The organism is Rhodococcus sp. MEB041 (assembly GCF_030208955.1).
Lineage (GTDB): Bacteria > Actinomycetota > Actinomycetes > Mycobacteriales > Mycobacteriaceae > Rhodococcoides.
In genome coordinates this window covers 694,821-712,762 of the sequence record NZ_JARVSZ010000005.1, presented here as the reverse complement: position 1 = coordinate 712,762, position 17,942 = coordinate 694,821, and the positions used below count along the sequence as shown (strand labels likewise).

At 70.5% G+C, this 17,942-nt stretch carries 19 protein-coding genes; 5 read left to right on the top strand and 14 right to left on the bottom strand.

Annotated features, from left to right (window positions below; all coding sequences use genetic code 11):
• Positions 1–266 precede the first annotated feature (266 nt).
• On the top strand, positions 267–560 hold the full coding sequence (locus tag QRN16_RS17560; RefSeq protein WP_037183820.1) for a WhiB family transcriptional regulator: 294 nt from the start codon (positions 267–269) through the stop codon (positions 558–560).
• A 64-nt stretch (positions 561–624) separates the two neighbouring features.
• Here the strand turns inward: QRN16_RS17560 and groL are convergent, their stop codons facing one another.
• The 3 genes from groL to QRN16_RS21855 form a co-directional block, all read right to left on the bottom strand.
• Positions 625–2,241, bottom strand: coding sequence for a chaperonin GroEL (gene groL / locus QRN16_RS17555; protein ID WP_027503791.1), 1,617 nt, complete (start codon positions 2,239–2,241; stop codon positions 625–627).
• Between the two features lie 87 nt (positions 2,242–2,328).
• Positions 2,329–2,628, bottom strand: coding sequence for a co-chaperone GroES (gene groES / locus QRN16_RS17550; RefSeq protein ID WP_027503792.1), 300 nt, complete (start codon positions 2,626–2,628; stop codon positions 2,329–2,331).
• A 160-nt stretch (positions 2,629–2,788) separates the two neighbouring features.
• On the bottom strand, positions 2,789–3,058 hold the full coding sequence (locus tag QRN16_RS21855; protein ID WP_502944022.1) for an LLM class flavin-dependent oxidoreductase: 270 nt from the start codon (positions 3,056–3,058) through the stop codon (positions 2,789–2,791).
• A 303-nt stretch (positions 3,059–3,361) separates the two neighbouring features.
• On the opposite strand from QRN16_RS21855, the gene QRN16_RS17540 reads away from it, so the two are divergent.
• Positions 3,362–4,927, top strand: coding sequence for an Hsp70 family protein (locus tag QRN16_RS17540; protein WP_285188599.1), 1,566 nt, complete (start codon positions 3,362–3,364; stop codon positions 4,925–4,927).
• A gap of 7 nt (positions 4,928–4,934) precedes the next feature.
• Here the strand turns inward: QRN16_RS17540 and tsaD are convergent, their stop codons facing one another.
• From tsaD to QRN16_RS17505, 7 genes are read right to left on the bottom strand one after another with little or no spacing between them, the layout of a single operon-like run.
• A complete protein-coding gene (tsaD, locus tag QRN16_RS17535) occupies positions 4,935–5,981 on the bottom strand; it encodes a tRNA (adenosine(37)-N6)-threonylcarbamoyltransferase complex transferase subunit TsaD (protein ID WP_056442507.1) in 1,047 nt (348 codons plus the stop codon).
• Positions 5,978–6,460 (bottom strand): ribosomal protein S18-alanine N-acetyltransferase, encoded by a 483-nt coding sequence (gene rimI / locus QRN16_RS17530; protein ID WP_285188595.1) that lies wholly within the window; start codon positions 6,458–6,460, stop codon positions 5,978–5,980. The genes tsaD and rimI overlap by 4 nt, the downstream gene beginning before the upstream one ends.
• On the bottom strand, positions 6,457–7,113 hold the full coding sequence (gene tsaB / locus QRN16_RS17525) for a tRNA (adenosine(37)-N6)-threonylcarbamoyltransferase complex dimerization subunit type 1 TsaB (protein ID WP_285188593.1): 657 nt from the start codon (positions 7,111–7,113) through the stop codon (positions 6,457–6,459). Before tsaB ends, rimI begins: the two co-directional genes overlap by 4 nt.
• 21 nt (positions 7,114–7,134) lie before the next feature.
• Positions 7,135–7,605: a tRNA (adenosine(37)-N6)-threonylcarbamoyltransferase complex ATPase subunit type 1 TsaE gene (tsaE, locus tag QRN16_RS17520; protein WP_051613037.1), complete on the bottom strand. Its 471-nt coding sequence runs from the start codon at positions 7,603–7,605 to the stop codon at positions 7,135–7,137.
• On the bottom strand, positions 7,598–8,647 hold the full coding sequence (locus QRN16_RS17515; RefSeq protein WP_027503799.1) for an alpha/beta fold hydrolase: 1,050 nt from the start codon (positions 8,645–8,647) through the stop codon (positions 7,598–7,600). The genes tsaE and QRN16_RS17515 overlap by 8 nt, the downstream gene beginning before the upstream one ends.
• 20 nt (positions 8,648–8,667) lie before the next feature.
• Complete coding sequence (gene alr, locus QRN16_RS17510; protein WP_502944012.1) at positions 8,668–9,858, bottom strand: alanine racemase; 1,191 nt, start codon at positions 9,856–9,858, stop codon at positions 8,668–8,670.
• Between the two features lie 40 nt (positions 9,859–9,898).
• Positions 9,899–11,329 carry an NAD(P)H-hydrate dehydratase gene (locus QRN16_RS17505; RefSeq protein WP_285188587.1) on the bottom strand — a complete coding sequence of 477 codons (1,431 nt, stop codon included), beginning with the start codon at positions 11,327–11,329 and terminating at the stop codon, positions 9,899–9,901.
• Positions 11,330–11,385: 56 nt separating this feature from the next.
• On the opposite strand from QRN16_RS17505, the gene QRN16_RS17500 reads away from it, so the two are divergent.
• Positions 11,386–11,754 carry a plastocyanin/azurin family copper-binding protein gene (locus tag QRN16_RS17500; protein WP_037184149.1) on the top strand — a complete coding sequence of 123 codons (369 nt, stop codon included), beginning with the start codon at positions 11,386–11,388 and terminating at the stop codon, positions 11,752–11,754.
• Here the strand turns inward: QRN16_RS17500 and glmS are convergent, their stop codons facing one another.
• A complete protein-coding gene (glmS, locus tag QRN16_RS17495; RefSeq protein ID WP_027503803.1) occupies positions 11,755–13,617 on the bottom strand; it encodes a glutamine--fructose-6-phosphate transaminase (isomerizing) in 1,863 nt (620 codons plus the stop codon).
• Between the two features lie 90 nt (positions 13,618–13,707).
• On the opposite strand from glmS, the gene QRN16_RS17490 reads away from it, so the two are divergent.
• The gene (locus QRN16_RS17490; protein WP_027503804.1) at positions 13,708–14,574 is read left to right on the top strand and encodes a dienelactone hydrolase family protein; all 867 of its coding nucleotides are present in this window, start codon (positions 13,708–13,710) and stop codon (positions 14,572–14,574) included.
• Here QRN16_RS17490 and QRN16_RS17485 read toward each other — a convergent pair.
• The 3 genes from QRN16_RS17485 to QRN16_RS17475 are packed head-to-tail and all read right to left on the bottom strand — an operon-like array spanning position 14,547 to position 16,731.
• A complete protein-coding gene (locus QRN16_RS17485) occupies positions 14,547–14,783 on the bottom strand; it encodes a hypothetical protein (protein ID WP_222627333.1) in 237 nt (78 codons plus the stop codon). The two genes, QRN16_RS17490 and QRN16_RS17485, sit on opposite strands and share 28 nt — an antisense overlap.
• Positions 14,780–16,390: a hypothetical protein gene (locus QRN16_RS17480; RefSeq protein WP_285188579.1), complete on the bottom strand. Its 1,611-nt coding sequence runs from the start codon at positions 16,388–16,390 to the stop codon at positions 14,780–14,782. The genes QRN16_RS17485 and QRN16_RS17480 overlap by 4 nt, the downstream gene beginning before the upstream one ends.
• Entirely contained in the window at positions 16,387–16,731 is a 345-nt protein-coding gene (locus tag QRN16_RS17475) for a hypothetical protein (RefSeq protein WP_285188577.1), read from the bottom strand. The genes QRN16_RS17480 and QRN16_RS17475 overlap by 4 nt, the downstream gene beginning before the upstream one ends.
• Positions 16,732–16,899: 168 nt before the next feature.
• Between QRN16_RS17475 and QRN16_RS17470 the strand changes: the two genes are divergently transcribed.
• The gene (locus tag QRN16_RS17470; RefSeq protein WP_285188575.1) at positions 16,900–17,940 is read left to right on the top strand and encodes an LLM class F420-dependent oxidoreductase; all 1,041 of its coding nucleotides are present in this window, start codon (positions 16,900–16,902) and stop codon (positions 17,938–17,940) included.
• The last annotated feature ends 2 nt before the right edge of the window (positions 17,941–17,942 follow it).

Genomic DNA, 17,942 nt, shown 5'->3' with positions numbered 1-17,942 from the left:
GAATTTACACACGAAATGTCACGACATTTCCGGGCACAGTGTGTCGGTGTCTTGTCGACGATGTGACAGGGACATTACGAGGACTCCCCTACCGGCTCGACACCAGAGAAAAGTGTCGTCCGAGTTAATTAATGCCTGCTCGGAGTATGCAGATCACCACGATCGAGACTGTTGACGGTGAAACTCGCCCGGCTCTACGGTTGCGACAGATCGTGAACTGCACCAGAAGAATTCACGACCGTGCGTGAGAGTCCTAGGAGTACACAATGCCCCAGCCCAATCACCTTCCCGGACCCAATGCCGATATCTGGGATTGGCAGATGCACGGATCGTGCCGCGGCGAGGACTCGTCGATGTTCTTCCATCCCGATGGTGAACGAGGACGAGCGCGAGCGCAACGCGAGATGAAGGCCAAGGAGATGTGCCGCGCGTGCCCCGTCCTCGCCCAGTGCCGGAGCCACGCGCTCGCCGTGAGCGAGCCGTACGGCATCTGGGGCGGCATGTCCGAGACCGAGCGAGAGGTCTTCGCGCGGCGCAACCGTCGCCGTCTGGCCTCCTGACCCCACGAACGAGCGAGGCCCCACCGGACAGTGTCCGATGGGGCCTCGCTCGTCGAGAGGGTGGTCAGTGGTTGTGGCCGTGACCGTGGCCGCCCTCGTCCTCGACGACCTCGGGCTTGTCGACGACGGTCGACTCGGTCGTGAGGATCATCTTCGCGACGGACGCGGCGTTCACCACGGCCGAGCGAGTGACCTTGACCGGGTCGATGACGCCGTCGGCGACCAGGTCGCCGTACGTCAGCGTGGCGGCGTTGAAGCCGGTGCCGTCGTCCGCGTCGACGAGCTTGCCGACGACGACGGAACCGTCGATACCGGCGTTGCTCGCGATCCAGTACATCGGGGCCCGCAGCGCGAGGCGCACTGCCTCGACGCCGATGGCCTCGTCGCCCGTCAGACCGAGGTGGTCCTTCAGGCCGCGGCTGGCGTGCACGAGTGCGGCGCCTCCACCAGAGACGATGCCTTCCTCGACAGCTGCCTTGGCGGCGTTGACGGCGTCCTCCACGCGGAACTTGCGCTCCTTGAGGTCGGTCTCGGTGGCGGCACCGACCTTGATGACCGCGACTCCGCCGGCCAGCTTCGCCAGACGCTCCTCGAGCTTCTCGCGGTCCCAGTCGGACTCGGTCGCCTCGATCTCGCGACGGAGCTGTCCGACGCGGTCGGCGATGGCCTCCGCGGTGCCCGCACCCTCGACGATGGTGGTCTCGTCCTTGGTGACGACGACGCGGCGTGCGCTGCCGAGCAGGTCGAGGCCCGCATCCTTGAGGCTGAGGCCGATGTCGGAGTTGATGACGGTGGCACCGGTGACGATGGCGAGGTCCTCGAGGAACGCCTTGCGGCGGTCTCCGAAGAACGGCGCCTTCACCGCGACGGCCTTGACCGTCTTGCGGATCGAGTTCACGACGAGCGTGGACAGTGCCTCGCCCTCGATGTCCTCGGCGATGATGAGAACCGGTTTGCCCGACTCCGCGATCTTCTCCAGGAGCGGCAGGAAATCGGGAAGGGACGAGATCTTCTCGCGGTACAGCAGGATCTGCGCGTCCTCGAACACCGCTTCCTGACTGTCCGGATCGGTGACGAAGTACGGCGAGAGGTAGCCCTTGCCGAACTGCACGCCCTCGGTGATGACGAGTTCGGAGACGAGCGAGCTCGACTCCTCGACCGTCACGACACCGTCGGCGCCGACGCGGGTGAGCGCCTCGCCGACCATCTGGCCGATGACCTCGTCGCGGGACGACACGGTGGCGACCTGCGCGATGGACTTCTCGCCCTGCACGGGAACCGCGGCGGCGAGCAGTGCCTCGGACACGTGCTCGACGGCCTTGGTGATGCCGGCGCCGAGCGCGATGGGGTTGGCACCGGCGGCGACGTTCTTGAGCCCCTGCTTGACCAGGGCCTGTGCGAGTACCGTCGCCGTCGTCGTACCGTCACCGGCGACGTCGTTGGTCTTGGTGGCGACGCTCTTGACGAGCTGTGCGCCGAGGTTCTCGAAGGGATCCTCGAGGTCGATCTCACGGGCGATGGACACGCCGTCGTTGGTGACGGTGGGACCACCGAAGGCCTTGGCCAGCACCACGTGCCGGCCGCGGGGCCCGAGGGTGACCTTGACGGCGTCGGCGAGCTTGTCGACGCCCCTCTCGAGGCTGCGTCGTGCGACCTCGTTGAATTCGATTTGCTTGGACATGTGGCCTACCAACTCCTCATCAGTACGGCGTGACGCATTCCGCCCCGGGTCCTCGAGACAAGGACACCGGGGCGGAGGGCGTGGGGCTTACTTGGAGATGACTGCCAGCACGTCGCGTGCGGACAGGATCAGGTACTCCTCGCCGGCGTACTTGATCTCGGTGCCGCCGTACTTGCTGTAGATGACGGTGTCACCCTCTTTGACGTCGACAGGGATGCGATTTCCCTTGTCGGTCACTCGGCCTTCACCCACGGCCACCACGGTGCCCTCCTGGGGCTTCTCCTTGGCGGTGTCGGGGATGACCAGGCCGGAGGCGGTCGTCGTCTCGGCCTCGACGGCCTGGACGAGGATCTTGTCCTCGAGCGGCTTGATGTTCACGCCTGCCACGATGAGCCCTCCACTTTCACGATTGTCGGTCCGGGGCTGGTCCCCGGCACGGATTGTGCTGGTGTTCGTCCTGCTGGGTACTGCTCTGGTTCACGACGCACGATTGCGGTGGCCCGTCGTCGCGGGTGCCGGGTCACTGAACCTGTCGTCGACTAGCACTCTATACACGCGAGTGCCAGCACTCAACCTTCACGAGTGCACATTCTCGTGTCGCGTCGAGGACGCCATCGCCTCGCGGACCAGAGGCGCGACCTCGCGGCCCAGAAGTTCGATGGAGCGCAGCACCGTCTCGTGGGGCAGCGTGCCGACGCTGATGCGTCAGACGGATGCGCTCGGTCCGCGCCGCGATCGCCGCGAGCACGACGGCGGGCGCGGACGCGGCGAAGTCCTCGCGGTGATGCTCACCGACGCCGTACACGTCCAGTCCCACCTCGTCGGCGAGCTGGGCCTCCTCGACCACCTCGCGCAGTCGTCGACCGTGGCCGCGCACCTCCTGGACTCCCTCCTCCGGGTAGGTCTCGGCGAAGGTAGGTGATGCCGATCTCGACGCTCGCAGGCACGGTGACGCGCCCCTTTCTCACTTTCGTGACGTCTCGTCATTGCACTGGTCAGGAAGGGGTTCGGTGTCCCTCCGCGGGTGGAACCGGCGCGAGATGTGCACTATTTCCGGCGGACTTCGGTAACATTCGTATAACGGCAGCGTAGGAACGACCGCCCGAGGAGGTGCATGCACGTGTCGGACACACAGCAGGAGAGTGTGGTCCCCGAACCCACCATCGGGGTCTCGGCAGGGTCCGAGGTGGTGTGCTGCGCCGTCCTCACCACCGCTCCCGACGGTACCGAGACCTTCGACTACCGCACCGTGACCGCCGAGGGCGCCCGCTCCGACATCGGTGACCTGGTCGCCACCTCGCTCGATCTCGCGTCCCACCACCTCGTCGACGACGACACCCGCCCCGCCACGTCGGGCGGACGTATCGCCGTGGCGCATCGCGGCGGCCTCGGGTCGCGGTCCATTCTGTCGGCGACCCGTCGTCATCACGTGACGGACGACCATCTGGTGACCGACACCGACGCTCTGCTGTGCTGGCTCCGGCACACCGGCGAGGTGGCGCGGTACGGCCACGTCCTGCTCGTCGACGTCGGCGCCTCGGGCACCACCACGACGGTGATCGATCAGGTCGACGGCACCGTGCGCGCGGTCCGGCGCACCGACGAGGTCAGCGGAGCCGTCCTCGACGCGCACCTCCTCGCCCTGACCGCCGAGAGGCTGCCCGCGGTCACCACCTCGGATCGCCCGGTGGTCGCGGCACGTCTGCGCACGGCCAAGGAGCAACTGTCCTTCCACGAGTCCGTCACCGTGGATCTGCCCGGAGCCGAGACGCTCACCGTGACTCGCGCCGAGATGGTCGTCGCCATCGCCGCACCGTTGGCTGCGCTGCGCGAGTTGGTTCTCGAGGTGCTCGACGAGGCCGGCCCGACCGCACGCCCCGAGGCGGCCGCCGTGGTCGGCGGCGGCGCCCACGTGCCCGCCGTGGTCGAGACCATCACCCACGCCGCCGACGTGCCCGCGGTGCCGACGCCCGAACCCGATGCCGCCGTGGCCAAGGGCGCAGCCCTGCTGGCCCGCGACCTCGGCCACTCGGTGCTGCCCGCGTCCACCCGGCCGCCCACCTCGATCGCCGGGGGCCTGCGAACGGTCGGGCTGCTCGCCGCGGCGTGCGCGGCCATGGCCGTCGTGCTCGCGTACGGCGTCCAGGCCCTGACCCCGTCGAGCGAGCCGGCCGTCACCACGGTGGCCACCTCGGAACTCCCGAACTCGACCACGGAGGAGACGGCCACCAGCGCGTCGGCACCCGAGGCGGCGCCGCCCGCTCTGACCGGTGGCTGGGAGGACGACGCGCCGGAGCCCACGGCCGCGGAACCGTGGCCGACGACCGACTACACCTACACCCCCGAGGTGCGTCCCTACCCGACTCGCTCGTCGTCACCGTCGGCCACGGCGACGACGACCGTGGCGCCGCCGACATCCACCACCCCGACACTCCGCCCGGCTCCCGATCTTCCGGTCATCGTCCTGCGGGACGTTCCCGGAATCCCGCCGTGGTGGACGGACCTGACCAGTGTGCTGCCGACCCCGCCGGTGACGACGCCGGAGAGCACGCCCGAGTCCGGATCGACACCGGTGTCGCCCGCGCCCGGTGCCGTGGTGCCGGAGTCCGTGCTCCCCGAGGGCCTCGTTCCCGTACCGACCACGTCCGCTCCGGCGGTCACACCGTCGACTGCACCACCCGCCTGACGGGCCGTCAGACGACCTGGCTGACCGAGACGGGCAGGCCCGGATCGGTCGCCGCCGTCAGTGGTGACGGCTCGGCTCCGGATGCAGCGATGTGCGCCCCGAGCGTGGCGATCATGACGCCGTTGTCGGTGCATCGACGCGGAGTGGGCACGCGCAACGTCACCCCGGCCGCGGCGCACCGCTCCTCGGCGAGCGATCGGATACGCGAGTTCGCAGTGGCACCGCCGCCCAGGACGAGGGTGCCGATCCCCCGGTCGGTCACAGCGCGCAGCGCCTTCATCGTCAGGACATCGGCGACGGCCTCCTGGAACGACGCGGCCACGTCGGCCACCACGATCGGACGGCCGGCGCGCTGCGCCGACTCGACGTGGCGAGCCACCGCGGTCTTGAGGCCGGAGAACGAGAAGTCGTAGCGGGAGTCGCGTGGTCCGGTCATGCCGCGAGGAAACGCGACGGCGCGCGGATCACCCTCTGCGGCGAGCGCGTCGAGCACGGGACCGCCGGGATACCCGAGTCCGAGGAGCCGGGCGACCTTGTCGAAGGCCTCTCCCGCCGCATCGTCGACGGTGCTGCCCAGTTCGACGATCGGTTCGGCGAGGGAGGACACCTCGAGCAGGTGCGTGTGTCCGCCCGAGACCAGCAGCGCGACACACTCCGGCATCGGGCCGTGCTCGAGGGTGTCCACCGCGACGTGACCACCGAGATGGTTGACCGCGTAGAACGGCACGTTCCACGCGGCCGCGTAGGCCTTCGCCGCCGCGACACCGACGAGGAGCGCTCCGGCGAGGCCCGGTCCGATGGTGACGGCGACGGCGTCCGGGCGACGGATGCCCGCCTGCGCCAACGCTCGTCGCATCGTGGGCACGATGGCCTCGAGGTGTGCGCGCGATGCGATCTCGGGGACGACACCACCGAAGCGGGCGTGCTCGTCGACACTGGACGCGACCTCGTCGGCGAGCATCTCGCACGTGCCGGTGCCCGACGCGTCTCCGGTGTAGCGGACGATGCCGACACCGGTCTCGTCGCACGAACTCTCGATCCCCATGACGATCACGGGTGACCACCTCTCGTAGTCGGGGCGGGCCTGGTCATGGTGTACGCGTCCGCACTGCTGGGCTGGTAGTAGCGGCGGCGCGTCCCGACGATGTCGAAGCCCGCACGGCGGTACAACTCGATGGCCGGCTCGTTGTCGGTGCGCACCTCGAGGAACACCGGACCGCCGTGCAGGTCCGCCTCGTGCAGCAACGCGTCGAGCAGTGCCCTGCCGATACCGCGACGCTGCGCGGCGGGATCGACGCCGATGGTGTGGACCTCGGACTCGGTGTCCTCGCCCTTGCCCAGCAACGCGATCCCGGCGTACCCGACGGCCCGACCGTCGTCCTCTCGCACGACGAAGTACCGCACGTGCGGGCCGCGCAGTTCCTCGACGAAGGCCGATGCGGGCCAGGGCCCGTCGGTGGGGAACAGCACGGCCTCGAGCTCCGCGCACCGGTCCGCGTCCTCGACGCGCATCGGTTCGACCGTGCCGATCATGCGCGGGTCTTCGCCGCTCGATCGGCCGTCGCCACCGCGTCGGGACGCCGGAGATACTGCGGCACCAACGACGTCGGCTCCGCGCCGGAGCGCAGCGCCTGCGCGGCCACGGCGACGAGGCATTCCGGGGACGGACTCTCGACCGGTTCCACGGGCAGGTCCACCAGATCGACGTGCAGTGCCGATCCGGCCACCACCGTCGACTCCCCCACGACGATGTCCGCGGCGGGCGAGACGAACGGTCCGGCGACGCGCTCGGCGCCGCGGAACCGTGCCCAGTACACCTCCCGGCGACGCGCATCCGTGACGACGAGGACCTCGCGATCACCGGGCACGGCCGCGGCGATGGCATCGAGACTGCCGACACCGTGCACCGGGATGCCGAGGGCGTCACCGAAGGCGGCTCCCGTCGCCATGCCCACGCGCAGGCCGGTGAACGGCCCCGGTCCGGTGCCGACGACGACAGCGGACAGGTCGTCCGCGCTGATGCCGGCGTCGGCGAGGCACTCGAGGATGTGTGGGGTGAGAACTTCGGCGTGCTTACGGGCGTCGACGGTGACGCGCGTCGCGAGCGGCTGCGGGCCGGTGTCGTCGAGCCGCACCACCCCGGCCGTCACGGCGGGAGTGGAGGTGTCCACGGCGAGTATCAGCACGGGGATCCAGATTACCCGTGCTCACCCGATCCACTGCCACGTGGCGGTGCGGACGTCGGACTCCGGCTCGCGCCGCAGCCGGATCAGCAGGTGCCGGTCGGCGAGGGCCTCCGCGATGCCCTCGCCCCACTCCACGACGACGACGGAGTCCGCCAGCTCGGTGTCGAGGTCGAGGGCGTCGAGCTCGTCCATCGCCGAGGCGCCGGTTCCGAGCCCCAGCCGGTAGGCGTCGACGTGCACGAGCCCGGGGCCGGTGTCCCCGCCGGCGCGGTGGGTGCGCGCGATCATGAACGTCGGCGAGCTCACGCGGCCGAGCACGCCGAGTCCGCGGGCGAGGCCCTTCGTCAGCGTCGTCTTACCTGCGCCGAGGGGTCCGTCGAGCACCACGACGTCGCCCGCTTCGAGCTCCGCGGCGAGGCGCTCGCCCAGGAGCTCGGTGTCCTCGGCCGTCGAGAGGACGGCCTCCCCCTCGACCGGCACCGCGTCAGCCAACGGTTCGCCTCGTCGGTTCGGCGCGGACCCGTCCGTCGCGTGCACGCTGTACCAGACGGTCCAGGGCGTCGTTCACCTCGTCGGGGAACTCGAGCTGCACCAGGTGACCGGCGCGGCGGACCCGGACCATCTCGGCGTGCGGGAGCGCGTCGGCCAGCTGCTCCGACTTGTCGAACGGGATGACCCAGTCGTCGTCGCCGCACAGCACCAGGGTCGCCGTGTCCGCGATGACGGGCAGCGCCTCCAGTTCGTCGTGCAGCTCGAGCGCCTGGAGAAAGTTGACCATCGTCACCACCGAGGTGTCGTGGATCATCTGCTCGGCGAACGCCTCGAGGGCGGGACTGACCGCGGTGCCGAACGACGCCGCGCGCAGCACCGGGGCGATGACCCCGCGCACGACACCGCGGCCGAACTGGACCGCACCCGGAGCGGTCCGCACCGCGAGCCGGAACGCGTCGACGGCCGGATTCTGGAGGTTCCGTCCGAGACCGGTACGCGCGAGACCCGCTGCGGTCGTGGACATCAGCGCGACTCCGACGACCCGCTCGGCCACCGCGTCGGGGAACTGGCGAGTGGCCGCGAGCACCGACATGCCGCCCATCGAGTGGCCCACCAGCACCAGCGGCCCACGCGGTGCGACGGCCCGGATCACGTCGGCGAGATCGATGCCGAGGCGGGCGATGTCGCATTCGTCCGGCGAGACGTCGCCGGATCGGCCGTGACCGCGCTGGTCGTAGAACACCATCCGCACGTCGTCGCCCCACCGGCGGGCGAGCTCGCGGCGCTGGTAGTGCCAGCACTCCATGCGCAGGCAGTACCCGTGCACGAACACCACGGTCAGCGGCGCCTCGAGTGGACCGACCTCGCGCACCGCCAGCGGCACTCCGTCTCCGCTGGCGACGACGCACCCGCGATCGAACTCCATCGACTCGAAGTCCTCGCGCCGACCGGCGTCGGGCACCGGCGGGCCCACCCGGCGCCGCACCGCCGTGATGCCGGCCACGGCGGCCACGGCCGCGATACTCGCTGCGCCCCCGGCCATTCCGGCGAGACGGGCGCTGATCACGAGACCCCTCCGGCGAACGTCCGTCGTACTCGACCGCGGATACCGGTCACCACCTCGTAGTTGATCGTGTCGAGCGTCTCCGCCCAGTCCTGGGCCGTGGGCTCCCCGTGGTCGCCCGGTCCGAAGAGGTACGCGGTGTCCCCCTCGGCGACGTCGGGGCGGCCGGGTCCGAGGTCGACGACGATCTGGTCCATGCACACCCGGCCCACCGCCGGATACCGCACGCCGTGGATCGACACCTCGTATCGGTTCTTCAGCGCACGCGTGATGCCGTCGGCGTAGCCCACGGGCAGCAACGCCACCGTCGTGTCGACGGGAGCGATCCACTCGTGGCCGTAGGAGACGCCGTCGCCGGCAGCCACCCGCTTGAGCAGGATCACCGTGGCGCGCAGCGTCATCACGGGGCGCAGTTCGAACCATCCGAGATCGGGTGCCGGGGACAGGCCGTACAGCGCGATGCCCGGTCGGACCATGTCGTAGGCCAGGTCGGGGCGGGTCAGGGCACCGGCGGAATTGGCGATGTGCCGTACCTCGGGTGCCACGCCCGCTCGGGCCATCGCGTCCGCGGCGGCGTCGAAGCGCTCCTTCTGCCGGTCGTTGATCGGATCGCCGGGTACGTCCGCATCGACCAGGTGGGAGAACAGGCCGCGCACGCGCAGCGCGCCACCACGCTGCTCCGCCACCAGGGCGTCGACGGCCGCGTCGAACTCGTCCGCACCCACCCCGTTGCGATTCATGCCGGTGTCGACCTTGAGGGACACCACGGCGGGACGGCCGACACGGCGTGCGGCGTCGGCGACCTCCGCTATCTGACGGGGCGAGGACACGCCGATCTCGACGTCCGAGTCGATCAGTCCCGTGAAGTCGGTGCCGGGGGCGTGCAACCAGCACAGCACCGGCGCCGTGAGACCCGCGGTGCGCAGTCCGAGCGCCTCCGCAGCCGTGGCGACACCGAGTTCGCGAGCACCGGCCGCGAGCGCCGCCCGAGCGACCTCCACTCCGCCGTGGTTGTAGCCGTCCGCCTTGACGACGGCCATCACCGCAGCATCGCCGGCGTGCTCGATCAGGATGCGGGTGTTGTGCGCGACGGCGTCCAGATCGATCAGCGCCTCGGCCTGCGGGCGAGAAGTCGGAGCCGGTGCGACCGGACTCGTCGGCACCTCCTGCGCGCTGTTCACCGGCGTCATTCTGCCATCGACACCCCGCACCGACGTGCGGTGGCGGGTGTCAGGCCTGTGCGCGGAGGTCGCCGACCGCGTCCGCAACGGCGCGGAGCAGCGGTGAGGCGGAGATGGGAGCAGCGGTACGCCGACCTCGATCGGTGGCGGCGAGCGCGGCCGCCCGCGAGTGCGCGCGAGCGCCCATGACGGCGGCGGTGCGGGCCGGCACGCCCGCCGCGAGGAGCGCTCCGATCATGCCGGACAGCACGTCGCCGGACCCGGCCGTCGAGGACCAGGACGACCCCGCGTCGTCGACGGAGACGGCGCCGTCGGGATCCGCGATCACCGTCGCTCGCCCCTTGAGCAGCACCGTCACGTTCCAGTCGGCCGCGAGGGCGCGGACGGACCGGACACAATCGGGTCCGGGCGCGGACCCGGTGAGTCGCTCGAACTCTCCCGCGTGCGGTGTCAGCACGGTCGCCGACGACCGTCCGCGCACCAGCTCGGGTCGCTGCGACAGCACGGTCAGTCCGTCGGCGTCGACGAGGACCGGGACGTCGGACTCCAGGACGGAGCGCAGCCGGTCGGCCGCGTCGTCGTCGGTGCCGAAGCCGGGCCCTACCACCCAGGCCTGTACACGTCCTGCCTCGTCGACCGAACGGGCGGTGACCACCTCCGGGTAGTGATGCACCACCTCGGCGCCGCCCTGCCCGACGTAGCGGACCATGCCGGACGTCGCCGCCACCGCAGCGCCCGTGCACAGCACGCCCGCGCCGGGATACTTCTCGCTGCCCGCCATGATGCCGGTGACGCCCTGGGAGTACTTGTCGTCCGCAGGTCCGGGTACCGGCCACGCGCGGCCCACCTCGCCGTCGTCGGGAGACGTGATCGTCGCGGCGTCCGGAACGAGGCCGATGTCGATCAGGTGCAGCTCGCCGCACCACGCGCTCGCGAGCACGTGCACCGGCTTGTAGGCGCCGAACGCCACGGTCACGGCGGCACGGACGGCGGGACCGTCGACGTCGCCCGTGTCCGGGTCGACACCCGACGGCAGGTCCGCAGCCACGACGGGGGCGGTGAGTCCGTCGACGATCGCGGCCGCGTCCGGTCGGAGCGATCCCCGCGCGGACAGGCCGACGATGCCGTCGATCACCAGATCGGGGTCGCCGGCCAGCGTCACCACACGTCCCGTGGCGGCCCGGAACGCCGCCAGTGCGGCGGGGTGGGCGCGATCGGGGCGGAGCAGCAGTGCCTCCACGGCGACACCGCGTCGGCGTAGTTCGGCGCCGGCGAACAGCGCGTCGCCGCCGTTGTCCCCGGATCCGGCGAGAACGAGCACCCGTCTGCCGACCACCCCGCCGGTGCGGGCCCGGAGTTCACGAGCGACGACCGTCGCCAGTCCGTGGGCAGCGCGGCGCATCGCCGCGTACTCGGGCAGTCGGGCCAGCAGCGGGGCTTCCGCCGCTCGCACCTCGTCGGCGGTGTGGAAGTGACGCATGCGTCCCACGGTAGCGCCGACAGGCCACGATGCACGGCAGGTCTACCGTGGGAATCATGGCTCGCCTGACAACACTCGCGGCGACGATCGGAGTCACTGCCGCACTGGCACTGTCGCTCACATCGTGCACCGAGGACGCCCCCACCGCCGAACGTCCGACCGGGCCGAACGTCGTCACGGTCGCCGCAATGGCCTACTCCCCTGCCAGCGTCACCATCTCGCCCGGCGACACCGTCACGTGGTTCTTCGACGACACCGGTGTCGCGCACAACGTGATCGGCATCGACGCTGCGTCCCGTCTGCTGCACAGCCCGATGATCTCGTCGGGTCAGTTCAGTCAGACGTTCGACGACCCCGGCACGTACCCGTACTTCTGCTCGGTGCACCCGAACATGACGGGCACCGTCATCGTCCGAGAGAGCTGATCACTCGACGGTGACCGACTTCGCGAGGTTGCGCGGCTTGTCCACGTCGTAGCCGCGCGCCTGCGCGACCTCGGCGGCGAACACCTGCAGCGGCACCGTCGACAGCAGCGGCTGCAGCAGTGACGGCGCGGCCGGGATCTCGATGAGGTGATCGGCGAACGGCCGCACCGTCTCGTCGCCCTCCTCGGCGATCACGACGGTCCGGGCGCCGCGCGCCTGGATCTCGCGGATGTTGCTGAGCATCTTCGAGTGCAGCACCGCTCGGCCCTTCGGCGACGGCATCACGATGATCACGGGCAGGTCGTCCTCGATGAGGGCGATCGGACCGTGCTTGAGCTCGCCGGCGGCGAAACCCTCGGCGTGCATGTACGCGAGCTCCTTGAGCTTGAGCGCACCCTCGAGGGCCACCGGGTAACCGACGTGGCGACCCAGGAACAGCACCGTCGGTGACGACGCCAACTCGCGGGCCAGGGCACGGACGGGCTCGACCGTCTCGAGCACCTTCCTCACCAGGTCCGGCATGGCCTCGAGATCCGCGTACTCCCGTGCGACCTCGTCCGGATACTTGGTACCGCGAGCCTGCGCCAACGCCAGACCGACCAGGTAGTTGGCCGTCACCTGGGCGAGGAACGCCTTGGTCGACGCGACACCGATCTCCGGTCCCGCCCGCGTGTAGAGCACCGCGTCGGCCTCGCGCGGGATCTGCGAACCGTTGGTGTTGCAGACGGCCAGGACTCGGGCCTTCTGCTCCTTCGCGTGCCGGACCGCCTCCAGCGTGTCGGCGGTCTCGCCCGACTGGGAGATGGCCACCACAAGTGTCGAGCGGTCGAGAACGGGGTCGCGGTAACGGAACTCGCTGGCCAGCTCCACCTCCACGGGGAGGCGGGTCCAGTGTTCGATCGCGTATTTCGCCAGCAGCCCCGAGTGGTACGCGCTGCCGCACGCGACGACGAACACCTTGTCGACGTCGCGCAGCTCCTGATCCGACAGTCGCTGCTCGTCGAGGACGATGCGACCGTCGGTGAAGTGTCCGAGGAGGGTGTCCGCGACCGCCGCGGGCTGCTCCTGGATCTCCTTCAACATGAAGTAGTCGTGACCGCCCTTCTCGGCGGCGGCGAGGTCCCAGTCGATGCGGAACGGACGCCCCTCGGCCTCGGACCCGTCGAAGTTCATGACGTCGTAGCCGTCGGCGGTGATCACCACGACCTGGTCCTGCCCGAGCTCGACCGCGTCGCGCGTGTGCTCGATGAAGGCGGCGACATCGGACCCGACGAACATCTCGCCCTCGCCGACGCCGACGACCAACGGGGTGGAGCGACGGGCCGCGACGATGGTGTCGGGGTGATCGACGTGGGTGAACACGAGCGTGAAGGCGCCTTCGAGGCGCTGCAGCACCGCGAGGGCGCTCTGGACGAAGTCTCCGGCCGTGGGGCCCTCGTCGTAGGCGGCGGCGACCAGATGGACGGCCACCTCGGTGTCGGTGTCCGACTCGAACTCGACGCCTGCGTTCTCGAGTTCGGCGCGCAGCGGCGCGAAGTTCTCGATGATGCCGTTGTGCACGACGGCGACGCGGTCGGCGCGGTCGCGGTGCGGGTGGGCGTTGCGATCGGTGGGCCGTCCGTGGGTGGCCCACCGGGTGTGGCCGATCCCGCTGGTGCCGACGAAGGTGTCCCGCCCGAGTTCGTCCAGTTCGGCCTCGAGGTTCGCCAGTTTTCCGGCCTTGCGCTCGACGGCCATTCCCCCGGACCCGTCCAGGACGGCGATGCCGGCCGAGTCGTATCCGCGGTACTCCATCCGGCGCAACGCCTCCACCACCACCGGTAGCGCTCGACGATGTCCGACGTACCCGACGATTCCGCACATGGGACGACAGCCTACTTCGGCGCGGACGGCGCTCCGGCCGCCCGCACGTCGACGGCATGGCGAACTGCCGCGTCGACTACGGTCAGTGCTGTGCCGAAGACGCAGAAGTTGGTCGCCGACCTGACCAAGCGGGGTCCCCATCGCGTGCTGCGCGGTGACCTCGCTCTCGCGGGCCTGCCCGGTGTGATCTACACGCCCAGTGAGGGCACGGGACTGCCGGCGATCGCCTTCGCGCACGGCTGGATGACCGGCGCCTCGCACTACGACTCCACGCTGCGGCACCTCGCGTCGTGGGGCATCGTCGTCGTCGCGCCGAACACGCAGCGCGGACCGGTGCCCTCCCACAGTGCCCTGGCGCAGGATCTCCTCGTCGCGCTCGACGTGTGCACCGGCATCCGTCTCGGCACCGGCGACATCAGCGTGCACCCCGCCAAGCTCGGCCTGGTGGGCCATTCCATGGGCGCGGGCGCCGCGGTGATCGCCGCGGCTCAGCGATCGGACGTCGCCGCTCTCGGTGCGCTCTATCCGGCGCCCACCTCTCCGCGCGCCCTGTCGCCCGGCATCGCCGACGCGGTCACGGCGCCCGCTCTGGTTCTCGGCAGTCCCTCCGAACTGAACTCCCTCACCGCCGAGCCCGTCGCGCTCGCCGATGCGCTCGGTGGCCCCACCCTGCTCCGCGTGATCGACAAGTCGGAAGGTGACGGCATGGTCGAGGGCCGGAAGCTGCTCAGCTTCCTCGGCGTCGGCAACGCCCAGCCGAAGACTCGGCGCTCGGTGCAGGCACTGCTCACCGGCTTCCTCCTGCACCGCCTCGCGGGCGACGACACGTACTCCGACTTCTCCGATCCCGACGCCGTCGTCAAGGGCACCGAGGTGGTCGACCCGAACGCGCCGACCGCGGACGCCCCCAAGAAGGTCAGCGCGATCCGTCAACTGAGCCACCTCGCCGGTCGCTGAGGCGCCGCCGGCGGAGCCTCGTCGCCGGCCACCGCCTCTGTGGGCGATCGCAGGATCACTCCGGCGCGACGCGGCACCACCCGCGCGGCCTCCGAGCGCTTCCGAGCCTCCTCGTCGATGGCCGCGAGGCGGGTCCGCACACGTCGCGTCGCCCGCCGGTGCTCCCGCACGACGGCGTCGATGATGTCCGCGGTGTTCTGCGAGTTCACAGCGGACCGGCTTCCGCGATCTCGGGTCGCGCCGGCTCGCCGACCGTCGCTGCCTCACCGCTCGGGTCTGTGTCCGGTTGCAGCACACCGGGTTCCGTGACACCGCCGGATTCCGCAGCAGCGGGAATGCAGTCCGGTGGCGCGACGACCGGTGGTGCGACGACCGGGGCCTCGACGACCGGGGCCTCGACGACCGGGGCCTCGACGACCGGGAGCCCTTCATCCGCTGCGTCCTGTTCGACTGCCTCCCGATGCGGCTCGTCCCGTTCCGCTGTGTCCGGGGTCTCGGACGACGGCTCCGACGGCTGTTCCGATTGCGGCGCCGCCTCGTCCATCACCTCGGTGAGGACGGGCAGTCCGAGAGGCCCGGCAGCGAGAGCGAAGTGGTGGGACTCCCCCGCCGCGTCGTGGGTGCGGATGTCCACGGCCCCGTCCGCGCCGAGGGCGACACTCACCCCGCGACCGTCGAGCTCCGCCTCGAGGTGACCGCGCTCGACGTTCTCGGCAGGCGCAGTCAGCGCCGCCTCCGGTGAGATCTGCGCCTCGGCGGGCGGTGGGTCGCACGGCGCCGCAGTCGACACCACCTCGGTCACCGCGTCCCGCACCGCCCGACCGATCAGTTCGGCGAGCGGTGAGCGATCCTCGACGGGAGCGACAGGCAGCGTCGTGGGCGGCTCCGCGACCACAGGAGAGGGCGCGACGGCGAGCGACGGCGGCTCTGGTGCAGCGGCCGGCGCCGTCACCGACGCCGGCGCGGTCGCTGCAGCCGGCGCGGTGCCTTCCGCCGGCACACACTCGCACGCGTCGTCCTCGACGGACCGGTGACCACTCGGCCACGGCGAGCCGTCGATGTCCGCCGCAGCGGCGCAGAGTGCCGCGTAGATCTCGGACACGGCGGTCTCCGTCGAGGTGCACAGTTCCTCGAATGCGGCCACACGCTCGGTCATCGCGGGCACGAACACGGTGTCCAACCACTCTCGGCATCGGGCTGCGACCGGTTCGAGGACCTCGGCCTGCCGCCGGCCGGGATCCGACGCGGACAGCAGCATCGCCTCGAGGCCCGGGAACACCGAGGCCAGCGTCCGCACCGCGTCGGGTGCGGATGCACCTCCGGCTCCGGCGATGGTGGCCGCGACCTGCGCTGCATCGCGACCGCCCACGTGGTCGGTGCGGAACGCGGAGGCGGCGATCGACTTGTCCTCGACGATCGCGTGCAACCCCGCCGACGCGGAGGCCATCGCTGAACCGATCGCCTCGAGCTGATCGGCGTGGCCGGCCGACCTCGCGCACTGCCGTCGAAGGAGGTCGAGCGCGGCGTCGGCGGCATCTCCCGACCAGGCCTGCCCCAACGACTCCGCTGCGTCGGACTGACGCCCGATCTCCGCGCGCGCCTCGGCCGCCGCGACGCCGAGGCGGTCGGCGTCAGCCCGGAGAGCCTCGGTGTCGAGTCCGCGTTGCTCGTCGTAGCGAGCGCAGAGCGCGACGTGGGTCGTGGTCATCGGCGCGCCGCTCGCTCCGACCAGCGGGAGGAACGTCGCGAAGAACGTCAGGCCCTCACTCCCGAGATCCAGCAGACCGTCGATCGTCGACGGCACCGGTGCGGTCACCGGTCACCTCGCTGTGCCGGCACACCCGGCGCCGCGACGCGCAGGGCGGTGACATCGTCGAGCGACACCGAGCCGTCGATCGACGCCCGCAGGGCGGCCGACGTCGCAGCGGTGGCGTCCGACCAGGACCGCAGGCCCTCCGACAACCGCCCGAGGCTGTCCTGCAGGGCGGCCGCCTCCGCCCGGTGGTTCCGGCCCGCCGACTCGACACCGAACAGACCGCCCACACCGCGCTCGGCGGACATTCGTACGGCTGTCGCGGACTCCTCGAGGGCCGCGATCGCCGCCCGGGCTGCCCCCTCGTCCAGCGTCGTTCCGCCTCGCGACGTTCCACTGGCCATGTCGTCCCTTCCGAAGTGATGCTCGAGAGCGCGATCCCCACAGATCAGACGCACCGCCGCTTCCCCGCGTTCCCGCGAAACGGCAGCCGTCGGTGGGCACGGCCGGTAGGACCGGTAACCTCCGATTTCACAGGTGAGTAACACACACTTCGGCGATCAGGGAGCCCCATGCGCATCGGTATGCAATTGAACTACTCGGGCGGGTTCAGCGAGACGGTCGAGGAGGTCGGGGCCCTGGAGAGGGCGGGAATGGACATCGCGTTCATTCCCGAGGCGTACTCGTTCGACGCGGTGAGCCAGATCGGCTTCCTCGCGGCGAAGACCTCGACGATCCAGCTGGCGTCGGGCATCTTCCAGATCTACACCCGCACGCCGTCGCTGCTCGCGATGACTGCCGCCGGTCTCGACTACGTCTCCGGCGGACGATTCGTGATGGGTATCGGCGCGTCCGGCCCCCAGGTGATCGAGGGATTCCACGGCGTCAAATACGACGCCCCGCTCGGCCGCACCCGAGAGATCATCGAGATCTGCCGCCAGGTGTGGCGCCGCGAGAAGGTGCAGTTCGAGGGCAAGTACTACCAGATTCCGCTGCCCGCCGATCAGGGCACGGGTCTGGGCAAGCCCCTCAAGCTCATCAATCATCCTGTGCGAGCCGACATTCCGATCGTCATCGCGTCACTCGGACCCAAGAACGTCGCGCTCACCGCCGAGCTGGCCCAGGGCTGGGAGCCCATCTTCTTCCATCCGGAGAAGGCCGAGTCGGTGTGGGGCGAGTCGCTCGCGGCCGGTAAGGCGAAACGCGACCCGTCTCTGGGTGAGCTGGACGTCTACGCCAGCCCCGCCGTGGCCATCGGCGACGACGCCGACCAGTTCCTTCCGTGGATCAAGCCCCAGCTCGCGCTCTACATCGGTGGCATGGGCGCCAAGGGCAAGAATTTCTACAACGACCTCGCGGTGCGGTACGGGTACGAGGCGGAGGCAGAGAAGATCCAGGACCTCTACCTGGCCGGCAAGAAGGAGGAGGCCACGGCCGCCGTTCCCGACGAGCTGGTCCGGTCGATCTCGCTGATCGGCACCGAGAGCTACGTCAAGGAGCGCCTCGCCGCCTTCGAGTCCGCGGGTGTGACCACACTGAACATCCACCCCATCGCAGCCGACACCGCTGGCCGCGTGAGTCAGGTGGAGCAGCTCAAGGCCCTCATCGGCTGACG

Excerpts from the sequence above, each read along its gene's own strand:
- QRN16_RS17500 (WP_037184149.1), top strand. The coding sequence starts at position 11,386 with ATGGCTCGCCTGACAACACTCGCGGCGACGATCGGAGTCACTGCCGCA.
- glmS (WP_027503803.1), bottom strand. The coding sequence starts at position 13,617 with ATGTGCGGAATCGTCGGGTACGTCGGACATCGTCGAGCGCTACCGGTG.
- rimI (WP_285188595.1), bottom strand. The coding sequence starts at position 6,460 with ATGATCGGCACGGTCGAACCGATGCGCGTCGAGGACGCGGACCGGTGC.
- alr (WP_502944012.1), bottom strand. The coding sequence starts at position 9,858 with ATGACGCCGGTGAACAGCGCGCAGGAGGTGCCGACGAGTCCGGTCGCA.
- QRN16_RS17560 (WP_037183820.1), top strand. The coding sequence starts at position 267 with ATGCCCCAGCCCAATCACCTTCCCGGACCCAATGCCGATATCTGGGAT.
- QRN16_RS17505 (WP_285188587.1), bottom strand. The coding sequence starts at position 11,329 with ATGCGTCACTTCCACACCGCCGACGAGGTGCGAGCGGCGGAAGCCCCG.
- QRN16_RS17515 (WP_027503799.1), bottom strand. The coding sequence starts at position 8,647 with ATGGCCGGGGGCGCAGCGAGTATCGCGGCCGTGGCCGCCGTGGCCGGC.
- QRN16_RS17475 (WP_285188577.1), bottom strand. The coding sequence starts at position 16,731 with ATGGCCAGTGGAACGTCGCGAGGCGGAACGACGCTGGACGAGGGGGCA.
- groL (WP_027503791.1), bottom strand. The coding sequence starts at position 2,241 with ATGTCCAAGCAAATCGAATTCAACGAGGTCGCACGACGCAGCCTCGAG.
- QRN16_RS17470 (WP_285188575.1), top strand. The coding sequence starts at position 16,900 with ATGCGCATCGGTATGCAATTGAACTACTCGGGCGGGTTCAGCGAGACG.